The organism is Pseudobdellovibrionaceae bacterium, from assembly GCA_015163855.1.
Lineage (GTDB): Bacteria > Bdellovibrionota > Bdellovibrionia > Bdellovibrionales > UBA1609 > JAAOIH01.
Window position 1 is genome coordinate 38,515 of record JAAOIK010000016.1, and the last position, 20,519, is coordinate 59,033.

Annotated in this window: 19 protein-coding genes; 18 read left to right on the top strand and 1 reads right to left on the bottom strand. The window is 34.8% G+C overall.

Annotated features, from left to right (window positions below; genetic code table 11):
- Position 1 precedes the first annotated feature (1 nt).
- The 10 genes from HAW63_02530 (at position 2) to HAW63_02575 (ending at position 11,401) form a co-directional block, all read left to right on the top strand.
- Entirely contained in the window at positions 2–772 is a 771-nt protein-coding gene (locus HAW63_02530; protein MBE8162844.1) for an ATP-binding cassette domain-containing protein, read from the top strand.
- The gene (locus tag HAW63_02535; GenBank protein ID MBE8162845.1) at positions 759–2,126 is read left to right on the top strand and encodes an MCE family protein; all 1,368 of its coding nucleotides are present in this window, start codon (positions 759–761) and stop codon (positions 2,124–2,126) included. The genes HAW63_02530 and HAW63_02535 overlap by 14 nt, the downstream gene beginning before the upstream one ends.
- 33 nt (positions 2,127–2,159) lie before the next feature.
- The gene (locus HAW63_02540; protein MBE8162846.1) at positions 2,160–3,938 is read left to right on the top strand and encodes a hypothetical protein; all 1,779 of its coding nucleotides are present in this window, start codon (positions 2,160–2,162) and stop codon (positions 3,936–3,938) included.
- A 65-nt stretch (positions 3,939–4,003) separates the two neighbouring features.
- On the top strand, positions 4,004–4,540 hold the full coding sequence (locus tag HAW63_02545; GenBank protein ID MBE8162847.1) for a hypothetical protein: 537 nt from the start codon (positions 4,004–4,006) through the stop codon (positions 4,538–4,540).
- A 5-nt stretch (positions 4,541–4,545) separates the two neighbouring features.
- The gene (locus tag HAW63_02550; GenBank protein ID MBE8162848.1) at positions 4,546–5,190 is read left to right on the top strand and encodes an ATP-binding cassette domain-containing protein; all 645 of its coding nucleotides are present in this window, start codon (positions 4,546–4,548) and stop codon (positions 5,188–5,190) included.
- 93 nt (positions 5,191–5,283) lie between these two features.
- On the top strand, positions 5,284–5,877 hold the full coding sequence (locus HAW63_02555; protein ID MBE8162849.1) for a hypothetical protein: 594 nt from the start codon (positions 5,284–5,286) through the stop codon (positions 5,875–5,877).
- Between the two features lie 33 nt (positions 5,878–5,910).
- Positions 5,911–6,522 carry a porin family protein gene (locus HAW63_02560; protein ID MBE8162850.1) on the top strand — a complete coding sequence of 204 codons (612 nt, stop codon included), beginning with the start codon at positions 5,911–5,913 and terminating at the stop codon, positions 6,520–6,522.
- 647 nt (positions 6,523–7,169) lie between these two features.
- Positions 7,170–9,581, top strand: a complete 2,412-nt coding sequence (locus HAW63_02565; GenBank protein MBE8162851.1) for a ribonucleoside-diphosphate reductase subunit alpha — start codon at positions 7,170–7,172, stop codon at positions 9,579–9,581.
- 62 nt (positions 9,582–9,643) lie between these two features.
- A complete protein-coding gene (locus HAW63_02570; protein MBE8162852.1) occupies positions 9,644–10,645 on the top strand; it encodes a ribonucleotide-diphosphate reductase subunit beta in 1,002 nt (333 codons plus the stop codon).
- Positions 10,646–10,672: 27 nt separating this feature from the next.
- On the top strand, positions 10,673–11,401 hold the full coding sequence (locus HAW63_02575; GenBank protein ID MBE8162853.1) for a YebC/PmpR family DNA-binding transcriptional regulator: 729 nt from the start codon (positions 10,673–10,675) through the stop codon (positions 11,399–11,401).
- Positions 11,402–11,403: 2 nt separating this feature from the next.
- On the opposite strand, the gene HAW63_02580 is transcribed toward HAW63_02575, so the two are convergent.
- Positions 11,404–13,413 carry a M3 family metallopeptidase gene (locus HAW63_02580; protein ID MBE8162854.1) on the bottom strand — a complete coding sequence of 670 codons (2,010 nt, stop codon included), beginning with the start codon at positions 13,411–13,413 and terminating at the stop codon, positions 11,404–11,406.
- Between the two features lie 100 nt (positions 13,414–13,513).
- Between HAW63_02580 and def the strand changes: the two genes are divergently transcribed.
- From def to HAW63_02620, 8 genes are all read left to right on the top strand, one after another.
- Complete coding sequence (def, locus tag HAW63_02585; protein ID MBE8162855.1) at positions 13,514–14,173, top strand: peptide deformylase; 660 nt, start codon at positions 13,514–13,516, stop codon at positions 14,171–14,173.
- A 2-nt stretch (positions 14,174–14,175) separates the two neighbouring features.
- Positions 14,176–15,153, top strand: a complete 978-nt coding sequence (locus HAW63_02590) for a methionyl-tRNA formyltransferase (protein MBE8162856.1) — start codon at positions 14,176–14,178, stop codon at positions 15,151–15,153.
- Positions 15,154–15,324: 171 nt separating this feature from the next.
- Positions 15,325–16,500 (top strand): methionine adenosyltransferase, encoded by a 1,176-nt coding sequence (locus HAW63_02595; GenBank protein MBE8162857.1) that lies wholly within the window; start codon positions 15,325–15,327, stop codon positions 16,498–16,500.
- A 24-nt stretch (positions 16,501–16,524) separates the two neighbouring features.
- Positions 16,525–16,725, top strand: a complete 201-nt coding sequence (locus HAW63_02600; GenBank protein ID MBE8162858.1) for a ribbon-helix-helix domain-containing protein — start codon at positions 16,525–16,527, stop codon at positions 16,723–16,725.
- 56 nt (positions 16,726–16,781) lie between these two features.
- Positions 16,782–18,596 (top strand): elongation factor 4, encoded by a 1,815-nt coding sequence (gene lepA / locus HAW63_02605; protein MBE8162859.1) that lies wholly within the window; start codon positions 16,782–16,784, stop codon positions 18,594–18,596.
- Positions 18,596–19,384 carry a signal peptidase I gene (gene lepB, locus HAW63_02610; GenBank protein ID MBE8162860.1) on the top strand — a complete coding sequence of 263 codons (789 nt, stop codon included), beginning with the start codon at positions 18,596–18,598 and terminating at the stop codon, positions 19,382–19,384. Before lepA ends, lepB begins: the two co-directional genes overlap by 1 nt.
- Before the next feature lie 131 nt (positions 19,385–19,515).
- Complete coding sequence (locus HAW63_02615) at positions 19,516–20,403, top strand: aspartate carbamoyltransferase (GenBank protein MBE8162861.1); 888 nt, start codon at positions 19,516–19,518, stop codon at positions 20,401–20,403.
- A partial coding sequence (locus tag HAW63_02620) for a carbamoyl phosphate synthase small subunit (GenBank protein MBE8162862.1) occupies positions 20,404–20,519 on the top strand: 116 nt, incomplete at its 3' end.

A 20,519-nucleotide genomic window follows, 5' to 3' on the forward strand; every position in this document is an offset into this window, starting at 1 on the left:
TATGTCAGTCACACCGATTATAGAAGTTATTAAGTTATCGAAACAATTTAGCAAGGACGGAGATTTTGTTTTAAATAATTTAAGTTTAAGTATTCCCAAAAATACTTTTACTGCAATTATCGGATACAGTGGTACAGGAAAAAGTGTTTTTTTAAGACAAATATTAGGTTTAGACAGGGCTACATCGGGTATAGTTAGGGTTTTTGGAAAAGAATTACACCAAATGGAACCGGATAAATTAAATGCATTTAGGCAAAATTTAGGTGTTGTGTTTCAAGACTCTGCTTTGTTTGATGACATGACGGTTTTAGAAAATGTTTGTTTTCCACTTAAAGAACATCGACAAGCTATGTCTGTGGAAGAGAGGCAATTAATTGGTGCAAAAAAATTAAAACTATCAGGATTAAATGAAGAACATTTTTCTAAGCTTCCAGAGGCTTTAAGTGGAGGAATGAAAAGAAGAGTGGCTTTGGCAAGAGCTTTGGTTTTAGAGCCAAAAATTTTAATTTATGATGAACCCACAACAGGTTTAGACCCAGTGTTAAGACACAAAGTGGATGAATTAATTGCAGTTACTCACAAAAGAAGGTCGTCCACTACTTTGGTCGTAACTCATGATTTGTTATCGGCATTGCATTCTGCTGATCATATTGTAATGTTAAATGCAGGCACAGTACTGTTTCAAGGTTCTGTGCCAGAGTTTTTAAAGTCTTCGGATAATTTAGTGGCTTCTTTTAGAGAGCAGGGGTTGGGTGAGTATGGAAAAAATTAAATCCAAAGAGTTTAAGGTTGGTATAAGCCTTGTTATTTTTTTATCTATTCTTGCATTATTTTCTATTAAAATTGCAGGCGGTGGGTACTCTACCTCTTCGGGGCATGCGCATTGGTTTTTAATTAGCGATGCTACAGGCATTATTGGCAATAGTTATGTAAAAATTTCTGGAGTTCCCGTGGGTCATGTGGAATCTATAGGTTTAAGCAGTGGTAAAGCTAGGCTAAACTTATTAATTCAAGGAGAAACAAAAATTCCAGTAGACAGTTATGTGGAAATTAGAGCAAAGGGTATTTTAGGGGCAAAGTATGTGGGCTTAGTTTTAGGAAAAGATAGAAAAAATTTTCTTGCTCCAGGTTCCGAAATAAAAAGAGTAAAAGTTAAGGGATCTATTTCTGATTTCTTAAACAAAGTGGGGGAAGTTTCTCACTCCATACAAAAATTATCTAGTAGCTTTGAAAGAGCGATTATAGGGGATGATGAATCAAACCCTCTCATCTCACAAATCATACAAAATGTTAATTTATTAACAAAGGTTTTATTAAAAGTAACCTCGGACAACCAGGGTAAAATTGATAGTACTGTTAATAATTTGCATTATATATCTATGCAACTACGAAAAGTGTTTTCTTCAGAAAAAGATGGAGGTAGTTGGGGTCGGTTAAAAGATGGGTTATTAAAATTTTCTAATTCTTTAGAGTCGATTAATAGCATTGTAGAAAAAGTAGACCGAGGCGAAGGGACTATCGGTAAATTAATAAATGATGAAGGAACTATTAATAAGGTTAATTCGGCATTAGAAAAAGTTAGTAGTTTATTGGGAGGGGTGGGCGAGTTAAAAACCGAAGTGGATTTTCATTCTGAATATTTGACTGCGGCACAAGAATTTAAATCTTTTGTTGGTATAAAGTTGCAACCAGGGTCTAATCGGCATTATGAGCTAGCTGTTGTAAACACGCCAGCGGGAACAACGACTCGAACAATTACTAGAATAGAAGAGGGGGGAAGCTCTTCTGTGCAAACCGAGTACAAAACAGTAGAGAGTTTAAAATTTAATGCTTTATTAGCAAAAACCTATTCTGACTTTACTTTACGAGGAGGCTTAATAGAAAGTTCTGGTGGTTTTGCAGTGGACTATCACCCCATAGAGTCTCTTGAATTGTCTGTACAAGCCTTTAACTTTAAGGAGCTCAATTTAAAAACCACTTTTAAATATATTCCTTTAAAAAGTTTGTATGTTTATGGAGGGCAAGAAAGTGCCTTTAAAAAAGCAGGGCCAGAGTCTAATTATTTTGTAGGAATGGGTATTTTTATTAACAGTAACGACCTAAGCTTGTTACGCTTTTTAAGGTAAGCGCATTAGCATAAAAGTAATAGCTAGGAATATATGAAAACTATTTTAGTTAATATTGCGGGGCGTATTTTAGGCCCCTACACTCCAGAAGAAGTCATTAGAAATTTATTAGAAAAGCGGTTTTTGCCAATCCATGAAATTTTATGGCCAGGTAGTCGGTGGTTACGCATTAATGCTCACCCAGACTTTGTAGAAATTTGTAATAAAATGGAAGAGCTTAGTATTGATAGCAGCAATATTGAGGATTTTACTCATAGTTTAACAGCGTCTTTTATAACCACTGCAGGCACCAATGACAGCAGTTATACTAAAACGGCTTTTAGCGCCAGTGAAAATACAAAAACAGTAAAAGCTCTTATGGATGAAACTAAAAAAGTAAATATTAAAGACCTAGAGGAAGAAGAAGGGACTCGTGTTTTTTACCCCGAGAAAACAGGCTTAATCGCCGAAACCAGTTTGAGTTCTAGCACAGTTAAAAAAAAAATAAAACCATCTTTTAGCAGCACTTATGCAAGCGGGGACAAAGACTCTGTTTATGTTTCTTCTAAAGACAAAAAAGAAAAAGGTTTTGTTTGGAAGCGGAATAAAACATGGTGGATTAGTTTTTGTGTATTTTTCGTTATTATTTTAGGCTTCTTGTGGCAAAGGCAATACTTTAAAATAAGAGATAATCAAAAAACAAACTTAGCGTTAGCAACAAAACGGTTTAAAGAAAATCAATTTCCAGAGGCTTTAAAAAAATATAAGCAAATAATAGCGTTTAGTAAGGTTAATAAACTTAGCTTGCCTCTTTATGTGTACGAAAATTATGCATCATTATTGTTGTTGGTCGATCAAGATAGTTTTGGAGTACAAGCTCTTGTAGGCACAGTTCTACAGAAATCTCTTAACAAAAATAACTTGTTAATTTTAAGTTATTTGTATTCAAAGAACCCTCAGAAAGCTTTGAAAATACTAAGTGCTAAGCCAAACAAAATTTTGCGGGATTGGCTCAATATGGCTAGCGCTTATTACTTGCAAGGTAGATATCAACAATCATTAGGTATCTTAAATCAGTTAAAAATAAAAGAGGCGCGGATACTTAGTGTTCTTCTTTATATAAAATTATATAAAAAACAATCAGACTCTAGATGGTTAGTAAAGGCCAATAAAACATTGGCAAGGTTAAAAAATAGTTTTCATTATCGACAAAGGCTAAGTCTGATTAGTATTTATATACAATCCTTACTTGGGCAAGCGCCTCGAAAAAAAGAACTTGTGTCTATTTTAGATCAAGACCCAGATTTAGAAAAAAACAGAAGAACTAATTTATTTATTTACTCTAATTTATGGTCGTGGAAAAGTTTAACTCCTTATTGTGAAGAAGTAGTTTTCCGCTCTTCTGGGCAATTACTTTCTAAAGCATTACAAGTTTTTTGTTTGTCTAAGGGGCGAAAAAAACAAAAAAACTGGAATGCATTACTAAACGCTTTGCAGGGATCAAATGATATACTGATAGGTTCTGTTTTGGCTTATGCATATAGACAAGAAAAGCTAACCGATAAGTATGTGATTAAGCTAGCTCACTTAACGGAAAGTTTAGATGCAAAAAAATCCATATTACTTTTACACTTAGAACTTCGTTACTGCGTAGAAAAGCAGAATAAAGAATGCGTAAAAAACAGAGTAAGAGATGTGTTGAATGTTGACCCGCTATCTTTGTTTGCTTTGTTTCATAGAATGAAATTTTATAAAAGCCAGGGGTTAAGGGCAGAGGCAAAAAGAATACACGCTTTTTTTAAAACTAAAATTTTTGATTATAATTTTTTGTAGCATCAAAAAAGTTGACTTTGCTGGTTGCTCTAGGTAGTAAATAGTAAAGGTTTAAAAGGTATTTTATGAAAATTTTAAGTGCGTTATTGGTGTTTAGTTTTTTATTTTTTAACATTGCTTTTGCGAAGCGAAGAAGAGTTTCGCATTTTCAGCGTAAACACACCATAATTTTAAACACACAAAATCTTTTTAATTATTATAACCTGGAAGACAGCGAAAAGAGCAGCGCAAAAATTAACTTAAGTTATGCGTATAATTCAGGAAACTTTGAAGTTCAGCCCTATTTAGAAACGGACTTGGTTCAGGCTAATAAAAAGTTCAAAATTAATACGATGTTGCTTGGTTTAAACTTGCATTTTAATTTTATAGAAAACCGTCGGGGGAAAAGGTGGGTTCCCTATGCTTTGCTAGGTGCTAATTATGTTCGAACAGCAGAAAGACTTAATCTTTTTGGGGCTGAGACAGGCGCTGGTTTTAAATACTTTTTAACTAGCCGCTTAGCCATGAACCCAGAAGTGGTTTATCGCCGCACCTTTGTTAAGAAGCCCGCCTTGCCGGATTGGAAAATTATTACTAACATTAACTTTCGTTATTATTTTTAATCCTTTTGTCTACGGTAAAAAATTTATATTTTTCTCGTGATCAGTTTGTGCTAGACATTCCTTTTTGGGAAATTCCCGACACAGGCATTAGCTGGCTTCAAGGGGTTTCGGGGTCAGGAAAAACCACTTTATTAAATATACTATTAGGCATAGAGCCTGTTTCTAATTTTCAGTGGTGGTTTGGTAAAAAAGATTTGGCGAAAGAAAGCATAGCTAGTCGTCACATAGGTGTAGTTTTTCAAGAGTTGTGTTTATTCCCTCATATGAATAGTTTTGAAAATATTCAGTTTGCAGCACAAGCCAGAGGTTTGTCGGCGCAGGGAGAGAACTTTGATTTTTTAAATCAAACTTTTCATTTAGATTCTTTTTTGTTTAAAAAAGTGGGTTTGTTGTCAGGAGGAGAAGCGCAAAGGGTGGCGCTTGCAAGAGCTTTAATAACCAGACCTAAAATTTTGTTTTTAGACGAAGCCTTTTCTTCTTTAGATGTAAAGCTAAGAGAAGAATCGAGAAAGTTAGTTAAAATTTGCAGCCAAAAATGGAACATTCCCGTGCTTATGATAAGTCATGATCAAGACGATTCAAAAATAGCACAACAGGCTTTTTTACTAAAAGAAGAAAAGGGCGGAATTAGAAAAATTTTGGAGGTTTAGGTAACGCGACGAGCTAGGTATAAAAGTATTGACCTCTCTTAGTAGCTTCTACACACTTATTTTTAAGAGAAACAAAGTCAAAGGGAGATTTTTATGAAACTATTAATTGCACTATTATTTGTCTTGCCATTGTCGGTACAGGCCGCACATTACAGAGGAAAAACCAAACATTCTAAAAAACACCGCCGCCATCACCGCAGTCATCATCACAGCTACTTTAAAAAAGCAAAACATTATTTAATAGTGGGTACGGCTTTAGACTTTTCTAAAAAAACAGTGGGAGAAGAAAAGACCACAAATTATGCTATCCATTTAGGAAAGGGTATAATTTTTAAACAAAAATACGACCTAGCCTTTCTTGTGAAATATGAAAAAGACGAAGAAAAAAGTTTGGGGCTAAACATTGCAACAAAATACTTACTACATAAAGCTTACTACATAAAACGCTTAGCTAAGCGTAGCAAATGGTTAAAAAAACAGGTTCCTTATGTGGGAATGGGGTATGACTGGAGTAAAACAGCGGGAAAAACCGTACAAGCCGTGGGTTTTTCTGCGGGAAATCGTTTTCCCATAAGTCGCAACATGATGATGGCTTTAGAATATACTTATTCTTTAGCACGGGAATCTTCTGAAAATACGAAAAGTAAAGGCTCTCGCATTACTATGAATTGGAATTACTTTTTTTAAAGGTTAAGAAATAAATAAATATAAGGGAAAAATATGAAATTATTAATAGCATTACTATTTACACTATCTATGTCTGTTTCTGCTGCGGCTAAATCCAAAGTGGTTAAGTATTTTGAATTAGGAACTAGTTTGGATTGGAATAAAAAAACGGTTTCTAAAGGTGACAAGGAAACAAAACAAGCTAATTTTACCTTACAAGCCACAAAGGGTTATATTTTTAAAAAACATTGGGATTTTTCTTTGGGACTTAAATATGCAAAGTTAGCAGAAGATCAAATCGCGGGTAAAGATGTTAAGCGATACGGGGCGCGAGTTTCTGTAAAATATGTATTTAACAAACAAGCACCTTTAGTTAAACATCACCATAAAACATGGATGACTCCTTATTTGGGAGTAGGTTATCAGTGGTTTCGCTTATCTCCACATGGGATAGGTGATTCTAAGATTGTGGCAAAAACAGAAATACCTAGCTACATTTTATCTGCAGGTATTCGTTGTTTTATAACAAAAAACTTAGCAGCCACATGGGATTTATCCTACTACACGGGAAAACAAGTTACTAAAAATAAGGCCACTCGGGCAGAACTATCGAATCTGAAGATTGCCGAGCTTAACCCTAGCTTAAGCTTTGTTTATTTCTACTAATTTTATTAAACCAATAAATAGTTAAAAAAATTCTTACTCATAGAAAAAAAAGATTTCCAAAAGGAAATCTTTTTTATTTTCCCTTCCAAAAAAAACTTTTCTAAGCAGGTCTGAGCTTTATAAAAACAGAGAGCCTAAAAGCGTTCAGCCCGCAGGGATGAGCGAAGCGAAGCTTTTAGACTCTCTGTTTTTATAAAGCTCAGACCTGCTTAGAAAACAAACCACACTATCCGCAGGGATGAGCGAAGCAAAGCTTTTAGGCTCTCTGTTTTTATAAAACTCAGACCTGCTTAGAAAACAAACCACACTATATCCCTGTCAAAAAACCAATACTTTTTTGTGGATTCAAGGCTCATTTCTAACCTGTTTAAGTCAAGAAAAAAACTTACTTACAAAGCCGTGTCAAAAAACTAACAAGACTTGAAAAATTGGTATTTCTTTCTATTCTATAGGTAGGCTTTTTGTTTGCATTTTTTTTCATAACAACCAGGAGATTTTCTATGAGCACACTAAATAAATCACACCATCCTAACTCTGACTTTAGCAATTTAGTTCCTCCAAGCGCTGATATTTCTAGCACAGCACGGAAGTCCAGCGTAGACCCTGACCCTGTGATTCAAAGCTCTGTAGACAATAAAAAAGCAACGATGGAAGAGAACTTTCCTAATCAGCCTAATTCACAAGATGGCCCTAAAATTATGAGAGTGCAAAAAAGAGATGGTAGTTTGGAGCCTGTGGACATTAATAAAATTGTTAATGTGGTAATGGCTTGTGCTATAGGTTTAAAAGAAGTGGAACCTATGAAGGTGGCTACAAAAGCTATTAGCGGTTTGTATGATGGTGCAAGCACAGCGGATTTAGACAGAACTTGTATTCAAACCGCTTCTTTTTTAATCTCTGAAGACCCTGAGTATTCGCAACTGGCTTCTCGCTTATTAGCTAGATATGTTGATGAAGAAGTAACTAGTCAGTCTATTCACAACTTTTATCAGTCCATAAAAACCAGTTATGAGGCGGGGTTAATTTCTGAAGAGAGTTTTAAATTTGTTAAAACCCACAAAGAAGCCTTAAATGTTATTGTTAACAAAAGAAGAACGCATTACTTTGAATACTTTGGTTTAAAAACTTTATACGACCGTTATTTGTATAAAGACCCTACTACGCGAAAAGTTACAGAGACACCACAATTTTTCTTTTTAAGAGTGGCCTGTGGTCTTGCAAAAACTTTTGAAGAAGCTTCAGAGTTTTATGAATTAATTTCTAAGTTAGACTACCTTCCAAGTTCACCCACTTTATTTAATTCGGGCTCTAAAAGAACGCAACTATCTTCGTGTTATTTATTAGACTCTCCCGAGGATAGTTTAAAAGAGATTTATAACAAATATAAGGATGTGGCTTTATTATCTAAATTTGCGGGAGGCATTGGCTTGTCGTTTTCTAAAGTGAGGTCTAGAGGTTCTTTAATTAAGGGCACTAATGGTTTTTCTAATGGTGTTGTTCCGTGGCTTAAAACTTTAGACTCCTCTGTGGTTGCAGTTAATCAAGGAGGGCGCCGCAAGGGAGCGGCTTGTGTTTATTTAGAAACTTGGCACGCGGATATTGAAGAATTTTTGCAACTTCGTGATAATACAGGAGATGAATACCAAAGAACACACAATTTAAATTTATCTAACTGGATACCCGATTTATTTATGAAAAGAGTAGAGCAAGACGAAGCTTGGTCTTTATTTAACCCCAATGATATACCCGAGCTAGTAGATAGTTATGGTAAAATTTTTGAAGAAATTTATTTAGAAGGAGAAAAAAATAAAAAATTTGTTAAGCAAATACCAGCACGAACTTTATATTCACGAATGATTAAAACCTTAGCCCAAACAGGTAATGGTTGGATGACTTTTAAAGATGCTTCTAATAAAAAGTGTAATCAAATTTTATCTTCTTCAGAAAGTAGTCGACAAGCAATGGCAAAAGCTCCAACGGTTCACTTATCTAATTTGTGCACCGAAATTATTGAAGTGACTTCGAATTCAGAAGTAGCGGTGTGTAATTTAGGTTCTGTAAACCTTGCGCAGCATGTAGTTAATGGAAAATTTGATTTTGATAAATTAAAAGCCACAGTATCTGTGGCTATGAAATATTTAGACCGAGTTATTGACATTAATTTTTACCCCATTAAGGTGGCAGAAAATTCTAACAAAAAGTGGAGGCCTGTGGGCTTAGGCATAATGGGCTTGCAAGATGCATTTTTTAAATTAGGTTATGATTTTGACAGCGAACAAGCTTTAAAATTGTCTAATAAAATTTCAGAAATGATTTATTTTACCGCTCTAGAAACATCTTGTTTGTTAGCAGAAAAACTAGGAGCTCATCCAGGCTTTAAAGAAACTAAAGCTTTTGAGGGCATTTTACAATTTGACTCTTGGGGAGTGACTCCAGAAGACAGTAAAATGTGGAATAATTTAAAACAGAAAATTAAAACTCATGGTTTGCGCAACTCTTTAATGATTGCCATTGCACCAACAGCAACTATTGCTACTTTGGCAGGAGTTTATGAAGCTACAGAGCCACAACTAGCTAATTTTTTTAAAAGAGAAACTTTATCAGGAGAATTTTTACAGGTAAATAAATATTTAGTTCAAGAGTTAAAAAAGAAAGCTTTGTGGACAGAAAAAATAAAAAACCAAATTAAACTTAATGAAGGCTCTGTACAAGAGATTACAGAAATACCCAGTGATTTAAAACGGCGATTTAGAACGGTATGGGAACTACCTCAAAAAATATTAATTGATTTAGCAGCTGGCCGTGGTGCTTTTATTGATCAAAGTCAGTCGTTAAATTTATTTATTGAAAGCCCAAGCGTTGGAATTTTATCCAGCATGTATATGTATGCGTGGAAGCAGGGTTTAAAAACTACTTATTATTTAAGGTCTCGACCAGCAACAAAAATTAAAAAAACTACTGCAAGCAGCAGTGATTCTACAAATAAAAAAACATATACAGACGAAGAGGCGCTACTTTGTTCTTTAGAAAATCCAGAAATTTGCGAAGCTTGTCAGTAGTAAATTTAAAAAGATTGTTGGTAGTAATTATTTAGAAAAACAAAAATAAAGAAGGAGAAAAAATGTTATTAGATCCCGGTTACGAGCTAACCTTAAGGCCAATGAAGTATCCAGATTTTTTTGAAATGTATAAAGATGCAATTAAAAATACTTGGACAGTAGAGGAAGTGGACTTTAGCACCGACTTAGTAGATTTAAATTCTAACAAAATTACAGAAGCAGAACGATTTTTAATTCAACGATTGGTGGCTTTTTTTGCAACAGGAGATTCTATTGTTAGCAATAACTTAGTATTAAATTATTACAAGCACCTTAACTCGCCAGAGGCTAGGTTGTATTTATCTCGTCAGCTTTATGAAGAAGCTCTGCATGTTCAATTTTATTTAACTTTACTAGACACCTATCTTCCCAATGAAAAAGAAAGAAACGAAGCTTTTGCGGCTATTCACAACATTCAAACTATAAAGGCTAAGGGAGATTTTGCTTTTAAATGGATTAGCTTTGTGCAAAAAGTGGATGAGTTAAACACTTTAGAAGATCGTAGAAAATTTTTATTAAACATGATTTGTTTTGCAACTTGCATTGAGGGATTGTTCTTTTTTGGATCTTTTGCTTATGTTTATTTTTTACGATCCAAAGGCTTGCTTAACGGCTTAGCTACGGGAACCAATTGGGTATTTAGAGATGAAAGCTGTCACATGAATTTTGCTTTTAAGGTGATAGATACAGTTAGAAAAGAGGAGCCAGAATTATGGCAACCAGACTTTGAAGATATTATTCGTACCATGTTGGCCGAAGCTATTGAGTGTGAAATGAATTTTGCAACAGAATTTTTAAGTAAAGGGATTGTAGGCTTAAGCGGAAAAGACATGCGCTCTTATTTAGAGTTTGTGGCCGATCAACATTTTGTAAGATTAGGTATGGCAAAGGTGTACAATTCTAAAAACCCTTTTGGTTTTATGGAATTACAAAACACACAAGAATTAGCGAATTTTTTTGAGAGAAAAGTTTCGGCTTACCAAGTTGGCGTAAGCGGTGATGTTGGCTTTGATCACACTTTTTAAATACTCATAAAAGATTTAAGGTAAAACATGGGAAAGGCTTGGAAAAATGCAGGCAAAGCAGTAAAGGCAGAAAAAAAAGGTAGAATTTTTACCAAACTTGCTCGTGAAATTTTAGTAGCTGCAAAATTGGGAGGAGTAGACCCCGAGGGGAATGCTAGATTAAAAGCTGCTATTTCTGAAGCTAAGTCTTTGTCTTGCCCTAACGATACCATTGAGCGCGCTTTAAAAAGAGCTAGTGGTGACACTGGCGATGCCACTATTGAAGAAAAAATTTATGAAGCTTTTGGCCCTCATCAAGTGGGTATTATTATTGAATGCCAAACCGATAATAAAAATCGCACAGTTTCTGACTTAAAAACTTTATTAAGAAAAAATTCTGGCGCATGGGCAGAAAATGGCAGTGTTTCTTGGAATTTTAATAAAGTGGGAATGGTAGAGGCCAGCACTAAAAAAACGGTAAACGATATGGAAGAAGAAGCCATAGAGGTAGATGCTTCTGATGTAGAAACTGGTGAGTTTAGTGAGCAAGACCTTAATGTCGTTACCTCTTATTTATTTTATACCGACTTAAAGAACTTAGAGACCATGCAAAAAGCTTTAGTACAAAGAGAATGGGAAATTTTAAAAGCAGAGCCTGCTTATAGGCCTAAGCAAGCTCCCGATTTAACAGAAGAACAACAAAAAGAAGTCTATCTTTTGCTGGAACAATTAGATGATTTTGAAGACAGTCGTAGAGTGTATTCTAGTATTGATTAAGTTTATTGCTTAATTCCATTCATACTTAAAAGCGCATCAATATCTGGCTCTCGCCCTCTAAAATCTTTAAACAATTCCATGGCGGGTTTTGCTCCGCCTTGGCTTAAGTAAGTCTTCAAAAATCGCTTACCAGTATTAACAGACAGCAAATTGGTTTTATTTTTTATACTTTCTTCTTTAAAGGCCATAAAAATATCTGCAGATAATACATCTGCCCATATATAACTGTAGTAACCAGAAGCATAACCTCCCGCAAAAATATGACCAAAGCTATTAGGGAATCGATTGAAGTCAGGGGCCTTGCTAACAGAAACTTCTTCTCTAACTTTATTTAAAGTATCATAAACACCTTCGTTATATTTATGTAAACGAAGGTCAAATAAACCCAGCTCTATTTGTTTTGCAAAAAATAATCCAATGTTATAATTTTTAGAGGCAATTAATGCATCAATTAAATGGTCGGATAAACTTTCTTTAGTTTTGTAATGCTTAGAAAGCATTTTTAATACTTCTGGGTCCCAACAAAAATTTTCCATAAATTGGCTAGGGGCCTCAATGGCATCCCATTCTACTCCGCCGCCTCCAGATAAATCAAATTCAGAAATAGCACTTAATAAATGATGAATGCCATGACCAAATTCATGAAATAAAGTAATAACATCGTTGTGACTTAATAAAGCGGGTTGATTATTTACTCGAGGAGAAGCGTTACAAACCATGTAGGCAATAGCCTTTTGGTTTTTAGAGTAACTACTAAAAGAAGACATCCACGCACCAGAGCTTTTTCCAGAGCGGGCATAAAGGTCTAAATAAAATTTTGCAATATATTCACCAGCAGAAGAAAAAATTTCATACTCGGTTACATCGGGATGCCAAACATTTTTGTTTTCGGCTTTTTCTTTAATTTTTATATTGTATAAATTTTCTGTAATGTGAAATAAAGTTTTTATAACATGAGCATCATTAAAGTATTGTTTAATTTCTTCATTATCTACTTTAAACTTTTCTTTTTTAAATAGTTCTGCGTAATACGCTCTATCCCAATCTTGCATAACTAAGTTGTCTTTTGTTTTTGCAAACTGTTTTAAATCGTCGTATTCTTTTTTAGCCAGCGACTTTGTTTGTGCAGATAGTTTAGATAAAAAAGTATTAACTTCGGCAAAACCAGAGGCCATTTTACTGGCTAAAGAAAGTTCTACAAAACTTTCAAAACCTAAAATTTTGGCTTTAGCTTGTCTTAGCTCTAAAATTTCTTTCATTATGGGAAGGTTGTTCCATTTTTCAAAACCTTCTAGTTCGGAAGCAAGGCAGGAGGCTTTTTTAAAAACTTCTTCTTTTAAAGAAGAGTTTTTGCAATATTGCATAAGTGGCATCATAATAGGAGCATCTAAAGTGATAAGCCAACCGTCTATCTTTTTTTCTTCAGCCTTTTGCTTCATTAAATCGAGCGTATTTTTGGGAGTGCCTTCTAGTTCTTTTAAATTAGTAACAGTTTTAGACCAAGATTGTCGAGAATCTAAAGTATTATTAGAAAATTGCGTTTCTAACTTAGACAATTTTTGAGCAATTGTATTAAATGTTTTTTTGTCTTCGTCTTTTAAGTGAACCCCGGAAAGTTTAAAGTGTTTTAGCGCTTCGGTGACTACGCGTTGTTGCACAAAAGTTAAATTTAAAAACTCTGCAGAGTTTTTAATACTATTGTAGGCATCAAAAATACCCTTATTTTGCGATCGCTCTAAAGAGTAGGTGACTACTAAAGGGCGTGCTTTTTTTACAACATTACGAACTTCTGTAGAGTTTAAAACACCGTTATATAAGTTTAATGGCGAATAAAATAACTCTAATTCTTCGTCGGCATTAGATAATATCCTAACAAAATTATCATAGTTAAAAGTGGATTGCTTTAAAGCCTCTGCTGTTACTTTTCGATTCTTTTCTAAAAGTGCTTCTAGTTTTTCTACGAAGGTTTCTATTTTAAACTCTTTAAAAGTAGTTAATTGAAAGTCAGACATGTAAGGCTCCTGTTAGGTTTTTAAAAACAATATAGCACTATGAATTTATAGTCAATTTTTGTATTTTTGACTATAAACAAGCAGTGTGTTATCACCACTTATGGCTATTTTAGAAATATTAAAGTTCCCAGACGCTAGGCTAAAACAACTATCTAAAAAAGTAGAGACTATTTTAGACAACGACATAGTTTTGTCTGCAAGCATGTTAGAAACCATGTATAAATTTAGAGGTATTGGTTTGGCAGCTCCTCAAGTGGGCGAATTAAAACGCTTGCTGGTTATTGATGTTCGTTCTTCGCGTTATGATGATGTAAAAAGCGACACCCCCAACGAAGGCGACACTTCCAGCGAAGGCGACACTCCCAACGAAGGCGACACTCCCAACGAAGGCGACACTGAAGAAACGGGTTCTTATCAGTTAACCAACTTAGAAAAAAAAATTAATATGCCGTTAATTTTATTTAACCCAGAAATTATAGAAAGCAAAGCAGTGACCACTTTTGACGAAGGCTGTTTAAGTGTTCCTGGTTATTATGAAACGGTAGAAAGAAAAAAGTGGGTTAAAGTAAAATATCAAAATGAAAAAAGAGAAACTTGCACATTAGAAACCGATGGGTTATTGGCCATTTGTATTCAACATGAAATTGATCACTTAGATGGTAAATTATTTTTAGATAGACTAAGCTTTGTAAAATCCAAAAGATTAAAAGCAGAAATTAAAAAACAAGGTTATAACTTGGGCGGAACTGGCGAGTTATAATTATGAAAATAAAAATAATTTTTTTAGGCACAACAGATTTTGCAGTTTATCAATTACAAGCATTACAAAAATCTCATATATACGAAGTGGTAATGGTAGTGAGCCAGCCTGACAGAAAAGCTGGCAGGTCTATGCAATTGCAGCAAAGTGCTGTTAAGCAGTATGCTATACAAAATAATTTACCAGTTATAACTCCACAAAAAATGAACATGGCTTTAGATGAAATAAAACACTTAAACGCAGAGGCCGCGGTGGTTGTGGCTTACGGGCAAATTTTATCACAAGATTTTTTAAATCTATACCCTCAAAAAGTAGTAAATTTACACGCAAGCTTGCTTCCTAGATGGAGGGGTGCTGCCCCTATACAAAGAGCTATTATGGCGGGTGATACAGTCACAGGAGTTAGTTTGCAAGTAATGGCCAAGGCTTTAGATGCTGGAGATATTATTGGAGAAAAAAAAATAGAAATAGAAAAAAATATAAACTCCATTGATTTGCATGAAAAATTAAAGTGCTTAGCCCCTCAATTATTATTAGAAGATTTAAAAACCTATTTACACTCTCCAAAAAAAATACAACTAACTAAGCAAAATGCAGACTTAGTAACTTATGCTGATAAAATTGAAAAAGCGGAACAGAAAATAGATTGGAGCTTGCCTGCAAAAGACTTGCACAACTTTGTAAGGGGCTTGGCTTTAAATCGAGGTGTTAGCTGTAGTTTTAAAAACAAAGAAGCTGTTTTAACTTGTAAAATTCACAAGACCGAAAAGGGAAAACTGCCTTCTGTTTTAGAAGAAAATCTTTTTCCAGGGTCTGTGGTAAGTTTAGATAAAGAGGGTTTTGCCATCGTCTGTGGAAAGGAAGAAAATTCTTTAACCTATTTAAAAATAGTAGAAGTACAATTGCCCTCGCGCCCAAAAATATCCACCAAAGCCTTTTTAAAGCAAAATTTAATCACAGAAAAAACCCAATTTTTATAAGCCGGTTATATAACTTGTGCTTCAATGTTTTACAGGGCCCAAAGCGGCTTTAATAAGCCCATTATAGAAAAAACAGCTTGTGTGAAACGGGCATTTTACGCAATCCACAAAAGTAGATTTTAATAAAAAAACCTCTCCACAAAACCAAGAAAAACTGATATATGGCAAGGTATGTCAAATTATGTATTTACCAGCGAATCGGTTTCGGAAGGTCACCCCGATAAGGTAGCCGATCAAATTAGTGATGGTGTTTTAGATGCCTACTTAAAACAAGACCCTTTAAGTCGAGTGGCTTGTGAAACCATGATCACCAAAGATTTACTAGTAATTGGAGGGGAGGTTACCTCTAAAGCAAAAGTAAATATAGAAGAAGTGAGTAAAAATATTGTTAAAGATATTGGCTACACCAGCGAAGAAGAAGGTTTTGATATTAACTCTTGTAAAGTTATTGTGTCTTTAAATTCACAAAGCCCCGATATTGCTTTGGGAGTAGATGCAAAAACACAAAGTGATGGTGAGCAAGGTGCAGGAGATCAAGGTTTAATGTTTGGGTATGCCAATGTGGAAACCAAGGAGTACATGCCCTTAAGTATTTCTTTGTCTCATCAATTAGTTAAAAAATTAGCTAAGATGCGAAAATCTAAAGTTGTTAATTTTTTACGCCCTGATAGTAAAAGCCAAGTTTCTGTGGAGTATGCAGATGGACAAATAAAACGCATTGAAAGTATTGTTTTATCCACTCAACACAACGAAGAGGTTGATCAAAAACAGATTGTTGATTTGGTAAGAGATCAGCTTATTCCCTCTGTGGTGCCAAAAGAGTTAATAGATAATAACACACATTTTTTTATTAACCCCACAGGTAGATTTGTGGTGGGAGGCCCCAAAGGAGACTGCGGTTTAACGGGCAGAAAAATTATTGTAGATACTTATGGAGGGCACGGCTCTCATGGAGGAGGGGCTTTTTCTGGTAAAGATTTAAGTAAGGTGGACAGGTCGGCCTCTTATGCTGCTCGCCATATTGCTAAAAATATTGTAGCAGCAGGTTTGGCTAAAAAATGTTTAATACAATTGTCCTACGCTATTGGTGTGGCAGCGCCAGTTAGTTTAATGTTACAAACTTATGGAACAGCTACTGTGAGTGAAAATCTTTTAGCTAAAGCGGTGCAGGAGGTTTGGGATTTAAAACCTTCGAGCATTATTACTTTTTTTGATTTGCTAAAACCCCGTTACTTAAAAACAGCAGCTTATGGTCATTTTGGAAGGTCAGAGCCAGAATTTTCTTGGGAACTTTTAAATAAAGTAGAAGAATTAAAAGATAGAGTAAAGCATTTGCAGCAACAGTAAAATAATATTTTAAAAGGAGAGTAGATGTCTAAAAAAATTGCAACAACAGTGTATTTAACCGAGCAGCAGTTAAAGCAATTAAAAGAGTTAAACTGTAAAACAAAAGTTCCTGTGGCCGAATATATTCGACAAGGTGTCGACCAAGTTTTAATTCAGTATAAAGAACACCTTTCTGGACAGTTAGAGTTAAATTTACTTCCTCAAAAAGCTGATTTTGGAAACTAACTTTTTTTCAAAGCTAAGTAAAAAGTTAAGATGTATACTACTGGTTTAATACAAACATGAATAAAGCTTTAATTCGCAATTTTTCTATTATTGCTCATATCGACCATGGAAAGTCTACGCTAGCTGATGCTTTAATGCAGGTAACTGGTGCCGTATCAGACAGAAATCGCAAAGAGCAATTTTTGGATCAAATGGATATCGAAAGAGAGCGGGGCATTACTATCAAAGCCCAAACGGTTCGCTTAAACCATAAAGCTAAAGACGGAAAAACTTACCAGCTAAATTTAATTGATACTCCAGGACATGTGGACTTTGCTTACGAAGTTTCTCGTTCTTTAAAAGCTTGTGAGGGAGTGATTTTAGTAGTGGATGCAGCCCAAGGAGTGGAAGCACAAACATTAGCTAATGTGTATATGGCCATTGAACACAATTTAGAAATTATTGTAGTACTTAACAAAGTAGACCTTCCTGCAGCTGATGTGGAGGGGGTAAAGTTGCAAGTGGAAGAGGCTATTGGCTTAGACACTAGTGATGCTTTATTAGTTAGCGCAAAAAATTTAGTGGGAATAGATGAAGTTTTAGAAAGAGTTGTTACTAAAATTCCAGCGCCAAAAATGAATCCTTCAAAAGCTTTACGAGCTTTAGTTTTTGATTCTTGGTTTGATATTTATCAAGGGGTAGTTATTCTTTGCCGCATAGTCGATGGCCACTTAAAAAAGGGAGATCGTATTTTATTTATGAATACTAATCAAGACTATGAAGTTTTAAAATTAGGATTTTTTTCTCCTTTTCCAGAAAACACATTACAGTTACAGCAGGGAGAGGTGGGTTTTTTAATTTGTGGAATTAAAACCATAAAAGGTGTGCAGGTGGGCGACACGGTTACTCATAAATCTTCGGCAGGCTTAGAGCAAGCAACAACCGCTTTAGATGGCTTTAAGCAAGTAAAGCCCATGGTTTTTTCTGGCCTTTTTCCTGTGGAGGCGCCCGATTACGAAGACCTAAAGCTGGCCTTAGAAAAACTATCTTTAAATGATTCTAGTTTTACCTATGAAGTAGAAAGTTCGGGAGCATTAGGCTTTGGTTTTCGTTGTGGTTTTTTAGGTTTATTACATATGGAAATTGTTCGCGAAAGATTAGAAAGAGAATTTGATTTGCATTTAATTTCCACAGCACCTTCGGTAGTTTACAAATTGCATCCTACTAAAGGAGAATCTTTTGAACTAGAAAACCCAGCAGATATGCCAGAGGTTTCTAAAATTGAATATATGGAAGAGCCTTTTGTAAAAGTAAGTATTCATACGCCAGCAGATTTTGTGGGTACTATTTTAAAATTATGTGAAAGAAAAAGGGGAACGCAAATTAATATGGAATACATTGCGGGAAACAGAGTGGTTATTGATTACAAGCTTCCCTTAAATGAAATGATTTTAGATTTTTATGATCAGTTAAAATCTTTATCTAAAGGTTACGCCTCTTTAGAGTATGAATTTTTAGAATATGCACAGGCGGATTTAGTGAAGTTAGATATTTTACTAAATGGTGAGTCTGTAGACGCCTTATCTGCTATTGTACACAAAAGTCAGGCCGACACTAAGGGTCGGTTTTTGGCAAAAAAATTAAAAGAGCTAATACCTAGGCAACAGTATCAAATTGCCATTCAAGCCGCTGTGGGGGCAAAAATTTTAGCCAGAGAAAGTTTAGGTGCCTTAAGAAAAGATGTAACCGCTAAATGCTATGGTGGGGATATTAGTAGAAAAAGAAAGTTGCTTGAAAAACAAAAAGCAGGTAAAAAAAGAATGAAGCAAGTAGGAAAAGTCAGTGTTCCTCAAGAAGCCTTTTTGGCTATCTTAAAAACTACAGAAAATTAATGGAGAAGACAATGGGTAAACAGAGAAATAAAATTAAAAATACTTTTTGGACAGAGGGTTTTGGCTCAATATTGATTGCTGTTTTGGTTGCCCTAACTTTGCGTTGGTCTTTACTAGAGGCTTTTGTTATTCCTTCAGGAAGTATGTTGCCCACTTTATTGGTGCATGATCATATTTTTGTAAATAAAATTATTTATGGCATTCGTTGGCCATTTACTAAAAAGTGGATTACCAGATTTGCTAACCCTAAAAGGGGCGAGGTGATGGTTTTTCGTTATCCAGAAAACCCCTCAGTATATTATATCAAAAGAGTAATTGGTGTCCCAGGGGACCGGGTTTTTTACGAAAGTGGAGATTTATATATTAATGATATTTTAATTCCCAAAACAGTTCCTGTGGGAAGAGTAAAGGCAGAGCTGGATTGGGTTGATAAAAATGCTATAAATTCTACGGGAGAAAGTTTTAGTTTCTTTACTCACTGGGAAGAAAACATTGATGGACATGCTCATAGTATTTTATTAAGAAATCAGCAAAGAGATGCTGCTTATGGATCTTCTTACGGGCCTTATGAAGTTCCAAAGGGACATTACTTTATGATGGGTGACAATAGAGATGGCTCTCAAGATTCTCGTTTTTGGAGAGAAGATAAACGCTTTGTTCCTGAGGCTAATTTAATAGGCAGGGCTTTAGTAGTTTGGTTAAGTTGCGAAAAAACTTTACCATTAATTTCTTTTTTGTGTGACCCTTTAGAGCTTAGGTGGAAACGGTTTTTTCATATGATAAAATAATTTTTTCTTGAGCGCAGACGAAATGGCAAGTTGACACTTTTGCTCAGGCATCCCTTTGGGCTGAGTCGCAGAAGTTCCAGTTTGCTACCTTTGCACTGAAGAAAAATTATGGTTTTTTTAGGAGATCGACTTTGGAAAAAAATAAATTAATTCTTGTTTCTGACATTGACTCTTTTTGGGTGAAAAATTTTTTTTTAACTGTAGAAAATTTACAGGTTTTTAAAAACAAAACGGCGGTATTTTTATTTCTAGAATCTAGTACTCGCACAAAAATTAGCTTTGAAATGGCTTGTTATAAGTTAGGGATGAATGTTGTTCATTTTAACCAGAAAACCTCTAGTACTAATAAAGGCGAAAGCTTAGCGGAAACTTTGCGCAATATTGAGGCTATGGGAGCAGATTTATTAGTAGTTAGACATGGGGCAGACCAGCTAGATATTAAGGAGTTATATTCACTAAAAATTCCTGTTATTAGTGCAGGTAGCGGTAGCGTTTCTCATCCCACACAGGCCTTATTAGATTTATTTACTTTGCATAAAGAGGGGTTAGTTAATAAAAACAAAAACCTTTTATTTTTAGGAGATGTTTCTCTTAACAGAGTAGCCAATTCCCACAAAAACTTATTGCCAGATTGGGGTTTTAAATTAGCGTATTGCTGTCCTGAAGAATGTTGCACAACTCCTCCTCCTAAAGAATTAAACTACTTTGAAAACAAACAAGAGGCTTTAGATTGGGCAGATATTGTTATGGTATTAAGACTACAAGAAGAAAGAAAAAATTTTTCTGTAAAGTTTTTAGAAAATTACAAAAAAAACTACCAACTAAGGTTAAAAGATATTGAAAAGGCCAACGAAACTAAGCAAGAGCCTTTAAAAGTGATGCATCCTGGCCCCTATGTGGAAGGTTTAGATTTAGAAAAAGCAGTTACCGATTATGAACATAGTTTTATTTACAAACAGGTAAGCCATTCTGTACCAGCTAGGGCTGCCATTATACAGTGTTTGCTACAAAAGGTTTAAGTGGAAAAAGCATACTTATTTTTAGAAGATGGTTTTTATTTAACAGCGGTTTGGCATGGAAATACAGACAAAGTAGCTGTTGGCGAAATGGTTTTTAACACCTCTCACTCGGGTTA

Coding starts and splice junctions, on each gene's coding strand:
- HAW63_02530 (MBE8162844.1), top strand. CDS start 2: ATGTCAGTCACACCGATTATAGAAGTTATTAAGTTATCGAAACAATTT.
- HAW63_02545 (MBE8162847.1), top strand. CDS start 4,004: ATGAAAATTTTAAGTGCGTTATTGGTGTTTAGTTTTTTATTTTTTAAC.
- HAW63_02580 (MBE8162854.1), bottom strand. CDS start 13,413: ATGTCTGACTTTCAATTAACTACTTTTAAAGAGTTTAAAATAGAAACC.
- HAW63_02590 (MBE8162856.1), top strand. CDS start 14,176: ATGAAAATAAAAATAATTTTTTTAGGCACAACAGATTTTGCAGTTTAT.
- HAW63_02565 (MBE8162851.1), top strand. CDS start 7,170: ATGGAAGAGAACTTTCCTAATCAGCCTAATTCACAAGATGGCCCTAAA.
- HAW63_02555 (MBE8162849.1), top strand. CDS start 5,284: ATGAAACTATTAATTGCACTATTATTTGTCTTGCCATTGTCGGTACAG.
- HAW63_02560 (MBE8162850.1), top strand. CDS start 5,911: ATGAAATTATTAATAGCATTACTATTTACACTATCTATGTCTGTTTCT.
- HAW63_02600 (MBE8162858.1), top strand. CDS start 16,525: ATGTCTAAAAAAATTGCAACAACAGTGTATTTAACCGAGCAGCAGTTA.
- lepB (MBE8162860.1), top strand. CDS start 18,596: ATGGAGAAGACAATGGGTAAACAGAGAAATAAAATTAAAAATACTTTT.
- def (MBE8162855.1), top strand. CDS start 13,514: ATGGCTATTTTAGAAATATTAAAGTTCCCAGACGCTAGGCTAAAACAA.
- HAW63_02540 (MBE8162846.1), top strand. CDS start 2,160: ATGAAAACTATTTTAGTTAATATTGCGGGGCGTATTTTAGGCCCCTAC.
- HAW63_02575 (MBE8162853.1), top strand. CDS start 10,673: ATGGGAAAGGCTTGGAAAAATGCAGGCAAAGCAGTAAAGGCAGAAAAA.
- HAW63_02595 (MBE8162857.1), top strand. CDS start 15,325: ATGTCAAATTATGTATTTACCAGCGAATCGGTTTCGGAAGGTCACCCC.
- HAW63_02535 (MBE8162845.1), top strand. CDS start 759: ATGGAAAAAATTAAATCCAAAGAGTTTAAGGTTGGTATAAGCCTTGTT.
- HAW63_02570 (MBE8162852.1), top strand. CDS start 9,644: ATGTTATTAGATCCCGGTTACGAGCTAACCTTAAGGCCAATGAAGTAT.
- lepA (MBE8162859.1), top strand. CDS start 16,782: ATGAATAAAGCTTTAATTCGCAATTTTTCTATTATTGCTCATATCGAC.